At 54.5% G+C, this 12,070-nt stretch carries 7 protein-coding genes; 5 read left to right on the top strand and 2 right to left on the bottom strand.

The window, feature by feature from the left end; translation table 11 throughout:
* Positions 1 to 200 precede the first annotated feature (200 nt).
* Both DSD30_RS10855 and DSD30_RS10850 read left to right on the top strand, forming a co-directional pair.
* A complete protein-coding gene (locus DSD30_RS10855; RefSeq protein WP_114009735.1) occupies positions 201 to 1,943 on the top strand; it encodes a methyl-accepting chemotaxis protein in 1,743 nt (580 codons plus the stop codon).
* Positions 1,944 to 2,223: 280 nt separating this feature from the next.
* Complete coding sequence (locus DSD30_RS10850; protein WP_198662914.1) at positions 2,224 to 5,130, top strand: sensor domain-containing protein; 2,907 nt, start codon at positions 2,224 to 2,226, stop codon at positions 5,128 to 5,130.
* Here DSD30_RS10850 and DSD30_RS10845 read toward each other — a convergent pair.
* Both DSD30_RS10845 and DSD30_RS10840 read right to left on the bottom strand, forming a co-directional pair.
* On the bottom strand, positions 5,123 to 6,517 hold the full coding sequence (locus DSD30_RS10845) for an MFS transporter (protein ID WP_114009733.1): 1,395 nt from the start codon (positions 6,515 to 6,517) through the stop codon (positions 5,123 to 5,125). The two genes, DSD30_RS10850 and DSD30_RS10845, sit on opposite strands and share 8 nt — an antisense overlap.
* 892 nt (positions 6,518 to 7,409) lie before the next feature.
* Positions 7,410 to 7,949 (bottom strand): acyl-CoA thioesterase, encoded by a 540-nt coding sequence (locus DSD30_RS10840; protein WP_114009732.1) that lies wholly within the window; start codon positions 7,947 to 7,949, stop codon positions 7,410 to 7,412.
* Between the two features lie 194 nt (positions 7,950 to 8,143).
* Between DSD30_RS10840 and DSD30_RS10835 the strand changes: the two genes are divergently transcribed.
* From DSD30_RS10835 to DSD30_RS10825, 3 genes are all read left to right on the top strand, one after another.
* Complete coding sequence (locus DSD30_RS10835; protein WP_114009731.1) at positions 8,144 to 8,833, top strand: SOS response-associated peptidase; 690 nt, start codon at positions 8,144 to 8,146, stop codon at positions 8,831 to 8,833.
* A 174-nt stretch (positions 8,834 to 9,007) separates the two neighbouring features.
* The gene (locus DSD30_RS10830; protein ID WP_245418446.1) at positions 9,008 to 10,033 is read left to right on the top strand and encodes a glycosyltransferase family 2 protein; all 1,026 of its coding nucleotides are present in this window, start codon (positions 9,008 to 9,010) and stop codon (positions 10,031 to 10,033) included.
* Positions 10,030 to 12,042, top strand: a complete 2,013-nt coding sequence (locus tag DSD30_RS10825; protein WP_114009730.1) for a glycosyltransferase family 39 protein — start codon at positions 10,030 to 10,032, stop codon at positions 12,040 to 12,042. Before DSD30_RS10830 ends, DSD30_RS10825 begins: the two co-directional genes overlap by 4 nt.
* Positions 12,043 to 12,070 lie beyond the last annotated feature (28 nt).

Below are 12,070 nucleotides of genomic sequence, written 5' to 3'. Positions count from 1 at the left end.
CATATTGGCATTTATATTGTCAGAATTATCAAGCAACAATCCACTATTAACTTAGACATAAAGCCCCCTCTACTGAAAGTTAGGATGCGCTTACGACTTTGTTAACGAAAATCGATAAGTCTGACGACGGACAATCATCGGTTGACTCCCCCTATCCGGAAGAAGCCATCGCTCGGTGATATGCAACGGAGATTGCAAACATGCTCTCATCGCTCTTTTCCTTTTTGCCTGCATCCTTCCGAGGCTTGACGGCTAAAATTTACTTCATTGTTTTTCTTGCAATCATCGGCATCGGTGTTCTGACCCTTCAATCGGTCATTTTTAGCCGCATTGATCTTGAAGACTCGAAAACGCGTGAGCTCAAGCATCTGGTCGAAGCCGCCATGTCTACGATCGAAGCGCAATATGCTGATATGCAGGCAGGCAAAATTTCCGAAGCCGACGCGAAAGTGGCTGTCACGGATGCGCTGGCCATATTGAAATACAACAAAGGCGACTATTTCTGGATCAATGATACCAAGCATCGCATGGTCATGCATGGGGGCGATAGATCGGCCGTCGGCAAAGACTACAGCAACACGACCGATCCAAATGGCCTGTATCTGTTCCGCGCGTTTGTCAAAACCGGCAAGCAGCCCGATGGCGGACTGGTTGAGTATATGTGGCCTCGCCCTGGCGATAAAGATCCCCAGCCGAAAATGGCTTATGTCTCCTATTTCGAGCCATGGGACTGGATCGTCGGCACGGGCACTTACATTGACGATCTCAATGCAACCTATTGGTCCAACCTGCGCAGCCTGTTTACCAGCACGCTGGTCATCTTCTTGGTGATTGCGCTGGCATCCACCCTGCTCGCAATGTCCATCACCCGTCCGGTGGCAAAAATCGTCGAGACCATGCTGATGCTGTCGAAGGGCAGTTTCTCCATGGACATTCCCTATACCGAGCGCGGTGACGAAATTGGGTCCATGAGCAAGGCCCTTCTGGTGTTCCGTGACAATGGCCGCGAGCGGGCGCAACTGCGCGCCCAGCAGGAAGCACAGAAGAAAGAGGCCGAGGCCAAGCAGCGCCAGATGCTGCTCGATATGGCCGACCAGTTTGACCAACAGGTGGGTGCCATCGTTGACAGTGTCCAGACCGCGGTTGCCCAGCTGGGTGACGAAACCAAGCTGCTGGCCACCCGCTCTCATGAAAACAGCTCACGGGTCAACTCAATCTCCTCTGCTATGGAGGAATCAAGCGTCAGCGTCGAGACCGTGGCGTGTGCATCGGAAGAAATGACGGCCTCGATTGTCGAGATTGCCAATCAGGTATCCGATTCCAGCAATGTTGCCTGCTCGGCGGTCGAAGAAGTCAAGAAAGCGACCGAAGTGGTCTCGACCTTGTCCGATGCGTCGCAGGCGATTGGCCGAATTGTCGGCCTTATTCAGGATATCGCAGAACAGACAAACCTTTTGGCGCTCAATGCCACGATCGAAGCGGCACGCGCTGGCGAAGCAGGCAAAGGCTTTGCTGTGGTGGCCTCTGAAGTGAAGGAACTGGCAGCACAGACAGGCAAGGCGACGGAGGAAATTTCTGGCCAGATCAACTCTATCCAGAGCAATATTGCCAACGCTGTGGATGCCATCGGGCTGGTCGAGAAAACCATTGACCGGATGACTGCCATTGCAGGCACCATTGCAGCGGCCGTCGAGGAGCAAGGCACTGCGTCGGGCGAAATTTCCCAGAATATCGCCATGGCTGCCGCAGGCAGTCGTGAGGTTTCGGACAATGCGGACGCGCTGAACAATCTGGCCAATGAAAACGGCCAGTCGGCAGCCATGATGTCTGAAAATGCCGATGGTTTGTGCAAGGAGATGAATGTTCTTGTTGCCCAGATTGAGACTTTCCTGAACACCATTCGGGAACAGAACCAAGACGACAGAAGTGACAAGGCAGCCTGATCCGGTCCTTTCAAGTCTCATCAGTCAAAAGCGCAATCATTTGAGGTGATTGCGCTTTTTTGTTGCATCTAGACAAGCTTTACTCTCGATTGGTGTGTGAACAAGTGGGTTTGTCCATTCAGTTGCTTTATCCATATTTCAATACTTTTCGGGCATTCTCACCTTCAATGGAGGCAACAAGGCTGTGAATTGGCGAGATATGACAGCCCTTTGGTTTGCCTGACGGGATGCAAATAGCATGACGAGACGGGTGGTTACCGTCACGTTCCGGGGTTGAATGATGAAAACACTGAGATCGATCGGTCGAGATCGCTGGACCAGCATCGGGCCTGTAGCAGCCATGATATCAAGTGCCGGTCTGCTGGTCGCCGCTCTGTTTCAAACGGATCGTCTCATTGCCATCCTTTTGACCGGAACGGCCGCTGGCCTGTTGCTTGCAACCATTGTCGGTCTTGTTGCGTTGGCGCGTCACAACCACACCCATGTTATGTCCCGTTTTGAGGTTATGTTCAGAGAACAGGACAAGGCGCGCAAGCTTGTCAAGAAACTGACCTCCCATAAGCTCTGTATCGATTCCCATGCCATCGTGTCGATGACCGACGCCAAGGGCCGGATTACCTATGTCAACGACAAGTTCTGCGAGATTTCGCAATATAGCGAAGCGGAACTGCTGGGGCGCAATCATCGCATCCTGAATTCTGGCTACCACGATGACAGCTTTTTCCAGAAGATGTATGAGACGGTTCATAGAGGTGAAGTCTGGTCAGGCACCGTGCGCAACAGGGCCAAAGACGGCAGCTTTTATTGGGTGGAGACCACGGTCGCGCCTGTTTTGAATGAAAAGGGCGAACTGGAAGAACTGATTTCCGTGCGCACGGAAATTACGTCGATCAAGGAAAAGAAAGACGAACTTGCGAAGTCCAACCATCTGCTGCAGTCGATCTTTGACAATTTCCCGGGCGCCATTTCGGTCTATGACAAGGATCTCAAACTGACCTTGTCCAATGCAGCCTTCCACGAGTTGTTGTCCGTCCCTGCGGATACATTTCCCATTGGCACCAGCCTTGAAGATGTCTTGCGCTACAATGCCCAGAATGATCTGTGCGGCATCAAGATGACCTCGGAGCAGATCGATGCTAGGATCAAAGAGCATCTCGATCAGGCCCGTGCCCACTTGCCCTATGTCTTCACTTGCGAAGGCAAGAGCGAGCAGGTTCTGGAGGTCAAGGGCTGGCCCCTGAGGGACAAGGGCCTTTTGTTGACCCACATTGACGTAACCGAACGTCACGCGATGATCCGCAATCTGAAGGCCAAGCATGAAGAAGCGCAGCAGACCGCGCAAAAACTGCAGGTCGCCCAGCGCATCCAGGCCAGCACGCATGAGCAACTGCTCAATTCCATCAACTCGATGCATAATGGTTTGGCGATATGGGATTCCCAAGGCTATTTGCAGCTCGCCAACAGGGCGTTTCGCGAGTTTCATGCCCCGATTGCCGATCAAATCCTGCCTGGCATGGCCTTTGAAACCTTCATGCGGCTGAGTTGTGAAAAAGGCTTGCTCGTCTTTGACAAAAAGAGTTCAAACGACGCTCCTGATCTCGATCACTGGATCAAGCGGCTTGTCGATGAGCATCTCACACAGGACCATATGGAAAGCAATCTCACTCTGCGCCCCGGCACCAAAGTGGTGCTGCAGAAGAAACGTGTTTCCAACGGCAATATCATCACGACGATGATCGATGTCACCGCCCAGCGGGCGCGTGAGGAAGAGCTGAAGCGCACACGGGATGCACTTGAGCATATCGCCTATTTCGACTCATTGACCACCCTGCCGAACCGGGCCCACGGGCAACAGGATCTTGAAGCCTTGCTGCGCAAAGGGGATCAGAACACCAAGTTTGCCATTGTCCAGATCGATCTGGACAAATTCAAGCGCGTCAATGACACAATGGGTCACGCGGCGGGGGACCATTTGCTCAAGGTTACCGGATCACGCTTGTCGTTCCTGTCTTCTAAAGTACCGGCGTTCCGTCCCTATCGCTGGGGCGGCGACGAATTTGTGGCCATCGTTCTTCTGGATGACGACTTCGATCTTGAAGGGCTTTGTCAGGAGATGACCGACCTTGTAGCCGTCCCGGTTCCCTATGAAGACACGACATTGTGGCCGACGACCAGTTTGGGCATCGCGACCTATCCAGATGATGCCACAGATCTGGAATCGCTGATGATCTATGCCGATCTGGCCCTGTACAAGACCAAGCGGATGGGACGCGACGGCTATCAGTTCTTTTCTGCGGAAATGAAGGAAAAGGTCGACAGCGACAATCGCATTGAGCTCGGTGTGCGCTCGGCGTTGGAAATGGATCAGTTCGAACTCTATTTCCAACCACAGATCAGTGCCCTTGATGAGAGCATTGTCGGAATCGAAGCCCTTGTACGCTGGAACCATCCAGAGCGAGGCCAGTTGCCTCCGGGGCTTTTCATGCAGGTGGTGGAAAGCCACGGTCTCGCCGCTGCGCTGGGCCGAACAGTGTTCGACAAGGCCATGATGGCCGCCAAGAAATGGATGGACGAAGGCCTGTCCTTCGGGCGGCTCGCGATCAACTTGTCTCCGGGCCACATCCAGAAGGCGACACTGGTTGACGATTTCTGCGATAGCCTTAACAAATATGACGTCAATCCGGATCTGCTGGCTGTCGAACTGCTCGAAAGCGTCTGGCTGGATGATTCCGAAGGCAATATTGAAGAAATCTTCCATCGCCTGTCAGCGGCGGGCGTGCATGTGGAACTTGATGATTTCGGGACGGGCTATGCTTCCCTTACCCATCTGTCCAGCTTGCCGATTGACGGGATCAAGATCGATCGCTCCTTGATCAGTGCCATTCCTCATGGCGACAAGCAACGCGCCATCCTTGAGTTGGTGATGTCGATGACAAAATTGATGCAGCTTCGGGTGGTGTGCGAAGGGGTCGAGACCGTTCAGCAGCTGGAGGCGGTCTCAAAGATTGCCAACTGCTCCATTCAGGGTTATCTGGTTTCCCGTCCCCTGAGCTTTGATCAAATGACATCCTGGATGCGTGACCAGCGCAATATTGGTTCGCTGAAACCACGCGAACCGCGGGTTCAACAGATCTCCCCTCCTCCGTTGGCGGTCAATGCACGGGCGGGATTTGATCCGGCTATATAACCGGATCAAAACTCTTCTTGGTAGCGGGTTCCGACTCGCTATCGTCCCCAACGGTCTCATCCGATAGAACCTCTGCTGCAGCCTCCGGGGAATCGGCCTCGTCCTCTGACGTCTCACCGCCTTCCCAGTCATCGGGCACGACCACATACCGGTCCTCTTCCGATGGCAGTTCCGGCGCCACGACGGCACCCACAGAGGCCGATGTTGCAGCCATGTCGAAGTCTTCCTTCTGATCGTCGCCCACAGCATCCTTGCGCAGGATTCGCTGCCAAAGATAAAAGGCGAGAAAGGCCAACAGGCAGCCGGGGAAGAGGAAGAGCGCATCCGGGCTCAAATTCTGCATCAAAAGTGCGGTCAGGAATGGGCCCAGAGACGAGCCTGCCCCAAATGCAACAAGCAACCCTGCGGCCATACGCAGATAGCCGTTTTCGCTGGCATGGTCATAGCCGTGGGCGGCGGCCAGCGAATAAGCCGGCTGGGTCACTGCGCCGATCAAGGCACCAACCATCAGGAAGACGATGAAATCGACATCCTCAAGCAAGGTGATGCCGATGGAACTGATAACGCCGACAATGCTGATCATCAACAAGACCAGACGACGGTCGACGCGATCAGAAAAACGCCCCAGAGGCCACTGGCTCAACATCCCGCCAAGGCCAAGCATGGCCGCAAATACCGGGGCCTGCGTCAGGGGATCATACCCCTTGTCGATGGCATATAGAGGGGCGAAGGTCAAATGCGAGCCTGCCACCATGCCGATGATGAAGGCCGAAATGATTGCGGCTTGCGAGGTTCGGAACACCTTGCCCAATTCGAGCTTGACGATGGCAATCGGGGCTGGTTGGGCCGCCTTGGTCATGGCAACGGGCATCACGGCCACGGAAATGATGATCGAGGCCACCACGAACAGCAAAAAACCGCTTGGTGGTGTCAGGGTTGCCATCAACTGACCGGACGTGAATGCAGCATAGTTGACCACAATATAGATCGACATGATCAGGCCACGATTGGAATTATCGGCGAACTCATTCAACCAGCTTTCGATGATCAGATAGAGTCCGGAAATGCAGAAGCCGGTGATGAAGCGAAACAGGATCCAGGCCTCGGCATCTTCCACCAAAGGGTGCAGCAGAGCTGCCGCTGACATCGAGGACACCATGACAGCAAAGCCACGGATATGGCCGGCACGCACCACCACATGCGGAGTGATGATGGCGCCCATGACGAAACCAAGAAAGTAGGCCGAGGCACCCAGACCGATCATCAACTCGCCAAAATCCAAAATACGCGAGGCAAGCGGAATGATCGTGCTTTGTAGCCCGTGGCCAATCAACAGCAAGGCAACAGAAAATAACAGAGACGCGACCGGAGCAATCATCTTGGTCATGGCACTCACCCATTCTCGAAATCGATTCCATCAGACCGGATCTGTCCGGCAATCTGGTGGCTGGCATAGATTCTAATCACCATGTTGATGACAATTTGTCCATCAACATGGCGGACATTTTCTTCACGGCAAATCGCCGATGCTATCTGGTACGCTTCAAAGCGTGACCTTGGCGCATGATCTTCGTTTCTTGTCGCGGCTCTTCAGCATCGATTACACCTCTCAAGTCATCACCAATGCCTTTCATGTGCATTTCCCTTGCCATAGGTGCTGATAGGAACAATCACACGCGCGTCCATCCGGCTTTGGGCTCGCTGAACGTTTGAGTGATCGCAAAACTGCGGAGGAAATGCGTCGACAAGAAGGTAAGATAGCGACCCGATATAACGGTGAGACGGAGCAAAGGGACGACAGCCCCTCGTAACGCTTTTGCTAGCGGAAATGCAAGGCCGCTATCACCGCTATTCAGCAAAAAATTCGACACAAAAAGAAACACCGGACTTACGGGAGCCCGGTGTTGTGTATCATTGTCGCGATTATGTTCACATTCGAAGGCAACACCTACGAAAAAGAAAGAAACAAACTGGTTATTCAAAGTAACAGGTTATGTCTAATAATATGGCTTGTGGTTGCATGATTGGCATCCCCCCAATGGGTGATGACAGGACTAATAATAGACATTTCTTTTCATAATTATGCATAGCTTGCGAACAACAAATGCAAAAATGAGATCAACATGGACATTTTTGCAGCATACTGACGACTTTGGAGACATATTATTGCGTAAAAGCAAAAGTATGCCTCTCTGGCAACTATACCGCAGCCAGGAGCGACACTATCGCACAGGGTCCACTGCCGACCGGTTATTCCTATCGGTTTTTCCCATCGGTTTTTACGGCGCAGGAGGCCATGGCCGGATCTTGTCGGCTTCATTCCAACTGGTGACCCAGTCGGGGATGGCAAGTTGCCAGTCCGGTGCGCCAATCGCCGTGCGAACCTCAGCGGTTGGAATGGAGCGACCCCGAGCGGTGATACAGGTGCGCAACAAAACCGACGACGTCGGCTCCCCTGCCACCCACATGCTTTGGGCAATATAGAACCAGCGCTCATCCATGCCGACAACCTGACTGCGCATAGTCACCTTGTCGAGCAGCCGCACCCGTTTGCGATAGCGCACGGAACTACCCGCAACCGCAAGGCCCCACTTTTGCCGTTTGAGCACATCCATCAGGCCACAGCGGATGGAAAGATCAAAACGCCCCAGATCATAGAGCGTCAAAACGCGGCCATTGTTCATTTCCATGAACATGTCGAGGTCCCACGGGCGGCAGCGGAAAGAAATTTCACTCACAGCGTCGAAGGCCAGAGATTGTTTTTTCTGACCGCGTTTGGCTTCGAGGATGGCAAGCAGCAACCGGCTGACGGGATACATGGCAAGGCCTTGAGAGATTGGGTGCGCGGGATGGGGGGCGACCCTTCCCTTTACGCAAAGGTTATTTCGCACTTGGTTGTAGCCGATTTTGTAGCACCGGGCAAGGGGAGCAGGCGGGCTGACCTGAGACTATGAAGACGGGCCAACAGTCTGTAAGATCGCCGCCATTGAAGACGACAGGGAGACTGGAATCAATGTGTGGACGCTTCACGTTGCAAAAATCATGGTCTGAAATCCACCAGATGTATAATCTGGTTCGGCCTGAAGACGTGAACCGCAATGTCCCTGCCCGCTTCAATATTGCACCGACACAAGATATCCTGTTCGTCGCCAATCTGGCCCATGAGCATCTTTTGCTGGAGGGGCGCTGGTGGCTGGTGCCTCACTGGGCCAAAGAGGTGCAGAGTCGCTACCCCACCTTCAATGCCCGATCGGAGGAGGTGATGAACAAGCCCTCCTTCCGCGATGCCTTCAAACGCGGCAGATGCCTTATTCCGGCCGATGGCTATTATGAATGGACCACCAATCCGCAAGATAAGAAGAAAGACCCGCATCTGCTGCATTTGCCCGATTTCGAACCTTTTTCCTTTGCCGGACTGTTTGCCTTAAATGAGCGACTGGACCTGCTCAGTTGCACAATTCTGACGGCTCCTGCAGTGCCCGAAATCAAATCCATCCATCCAAGGATGCCAGTGATCCTCAAGCAAGAGGCCTATGAGGCCTGGCTTGATCCTTTCCGGTCCGTGGAGGAGGCTCAAGCCACCTTGTCCGAGCATCGCGACAGCGAATTGATCCATTATCGGGTCGACCGGGCCGTGGGCAACAGCAAGGCCGAGGGTGAACAGCTGATCGAGCCGGTGCATGCCCAGACCTCCCTTTTCTGACGGGTTATCAGATTCTCTTCCCTTTTTCGGCAGGCTCTTTGCCCCTTTCGCCCGACTCCATCCCCCTCACAATGGGCAAAGAGGATTGAATCATAGCGCGGAACAGCGTAGGAAACGGACAATCTGACCCGCCTTTGGGGCGGACTGTCCTGCCAAAGATCAAAGAGACCTGATGTGACCTCTTCTCCTTCCGATCAACAGAAAACCTTTGTTCAGACCGTCAAGGGTCCGGACATGAATCGCAGCCGCACCATAACCCTGTCTCTGGTTGTTCCCGTTTTCAACGAAGAGGACGGCATTGCCCCTTTTCTCGAAGCGGTGCTCCCGATCGTCGAGGCCACGGGTCAGGCATGCGAGATCCTCTTCATCAATGATGGCAGTCGCGACAACACCCTGATGGCGCTACGGGCAGCGAGCGCCAAGGATGGACGGGTCAAGGTGATTGATCTGTCGCGCAATTTCGGCAAGGAAGCGGCCCTGTCGGCGGGGCTTGATTTCGCCAGCGGCGACGTGATGATCCCGATGGATGTGGATTTGCAGGATCCGCCCGAGCTGATCCCGGATTTCATTGCCAAATGGCGCGAGGGCTTTGATGTGGTCAATGGGGTCCGGGTTGACCGGTCGCAGGACACGACGGTGAAGCGCAACAGTGCGGGCCTGTTCTATTGGCTGTTCAACAAGCTCTCCCCAACCCATCTGCCGAACAATGTGGGCGATTATCGCCTGCTCGACAGGCAGGTGGTCGAGGCCATCAAGGTGATGCCGGAGCGCAACCGGTTCCTCAAGGGCATTTTTGCCTGGGTCGGTTTTCGTACGACAGAGATCCCTTTTGCCCGACCGGAACGCACGGTCGGGACTACAAGCTGGAATTACTGGAAGCTCTGGAATTTTGCGCTGGACGGGATGCTCGGCTATTCGACGGTGCCTCTGCGGGTCTGGACCTATACCGGATTTGTGCTGGCCCTTATCTCCTTCCTTTATGGCGCCTTCATCATTGCCAAAACCCTGCTGTTCGGTGCTGATGTTCCCGGTTACCCTTCGCTGGTCACCATCGTACTGTTCTTGAGCGGAGTGCAGATGATTTCTCTGGGCGTGATCGGAGAATATGTCAGCCGGATCTTCATCGAAGTGAAAGAGCGCCCGCTTTATCTGGTGCGTGAGGTAATCGCCACCCTTGACCATCAGGACGGATCCAAGTGACCTTCTCGCGCATTTCCGCCAAAGAGTTGCTCACCCTGATGCGGTTCGGCATTGTCGGGATTGGTGCCACCCTTGTCCATATGGGGGTGGCTGCGTCGCTGGTCCATTTCAATATTGCCCCTGTCTTTGTCGCCAATCTCGTCGCCTACTTAACCGCTTTCCTGTTCGCCTTCACGGGTCATTTCGTCTGGACTTTCCAGAGAGGCGCACCGCTGAAACAGGCGATATGGCGCTATTTCGTCATTTCCGCCAGCGCCTTTGGCGTGAACAATCTGGTGCTGCTGAGCCTTGTAGAGAGCGGGCTGGTGAGCAAGGTGGCCAGTGTCGTGATTGCCGCGGCCATTGTTCCGGCCATCTCCTATGTTGCAAGCCGCCTTTGGGGCTTCAAGGACACTTCGGAGCCAGACGCGCAGCCCGCGCAACCAACCGCCCCCCTTTTTGACAAGAGTGAAGATACTGCAGATGCAGCAGACCTTGCCCCAGTCAACAGCGGCCTGCATGACCGGGTGATGAAGCATCCCTCTGTCTGCTTCTGGACGTTCATGGCGCTTCATCTGGTGATCTGGACCTTGGTGCCGACGCTGTTCTACCGCAATCTGCCGCTGGATGTGATCGAATTGGTGACATGGGGCCATGAATGGCAGCTTGGATACTTCAAGCATCCGCCCCTGCCCTCTTGGCTTTTGGAAGGGGCGACCATGCTGTTTGGCAGCAGCGCATGGCCTGCCTATTTGCTCAGCCAGCTGTCAATGATCATCGCTTTCTGGGCCATCTGGCGCTTGGGGCGGGCGGTTCTGGGTGCACAAGCCGCCTTGCTGTCTGTGTTCCTGACATCGCTGATTTACTTCTATAATTTCCCAACGCCGGAATTCAATCACAATGTCTTGCAGGTGCCTGTCTGGGCTCTGATGGCGCTTTGTGGTTGGTATGCGCTCAAACACGACAAGCTGTGGCAGTGGCTGGCACTGGGGCTGCTGACGGGTTTCGCGGTCTATATCAAATATTCCATGGCAATCCTCGTGGTGGCCTTGCTGCTGTTCCTGCTGGTTGAGCCAAGTGCCCGGCAACGGCTCAAAAGCTGGGGATTGTGGTTGGCCGCCCTGTTGGCCCTGTTGGTGGCCGCGCCGCATCTTTATTGGTTGATCGACAGCGATTTTCAGTCCCTGTCCTATATGTCGGCCCGTTCGGCACCACTTGAAGGCATCGTGGCTCGTTTGCTTGGATCACTTGGCTTCATCGGGATACAGATTGGCCATCACGGCGCGTTGCTGCTGGTCCTTGCCATCGGCGGCGGCTTGCTACCATTCTGGCGCAAGGGGATTAGCGCCGGCGTCTTCTTCCCCTTTGCGGCAACGCTCGAGCGGCGCTACCTGATCTGGATTGCTCTGGTGCCGATTGCGCTGACGATCCTTTTGTCCGTGGTCAATGGCAGTGAAATGCGGCCAATGTGGGCGGCTCCGATGTTTTCCTTCTCGGCGCTGGCGCTGCTGGGCAGCCTCAAAACAGCCTATTTCAGGGAACGGTTTCGCTTCATGGCAATCGGCTGGGCGGGGGTCTATTTCGGCACCCTCATCGTGATTGCCTCGATGGGTTTGTTTGGCTCATACGTCATCAAGAAACCCCTGCGGGTGGATTGGCCGGGTGCACAGATCGCCAGTCACTTTGCCAGCCTGTGGCAGAGCCAGCAAAATCAGCCCCTGGCCTATGTCGGCGGCGATGCCTGGATCGGAGGCAATGTTTCCTTCTATGCCGCGACACGTCCGTCTCTGGTGCATCTGGAGGACTGGGGTAAGAGTCCATGGGCAGAGCCTGCACAGGTGCGTTGCAAAGGGGTGATGATCCTGTGGCAACAGAAGGACGGCGATGAGCCGCACCTGCCAGAGGCTTATGCGTTTGACCCGCAACGGATCGCCGCTTCCGGTATCCAACTTTTTCAATGGAAGGTCAAGGACAAGCCATTCCGCATCGGCTGGGCCATGGTGCCGCCAGACCCGAGTGCTTGCCAATAGGTTATCAGAAAACAGAAAAGGGCGACCT

This window comes from Cohaesibacter intestini (assembly GCF_003324485.1).
Lineage (GTDB): Bacteria > Pseudomonadota > Alphaproteobacteria > Rhizobiales > Cohaesibacteraceae > Cohaesibacter > Cohaesibacter intestini.
Note: the sequence above shows the minus strand (reverse complement) of the source record. Positions and strands in the feature narration are given on the sequence as shown.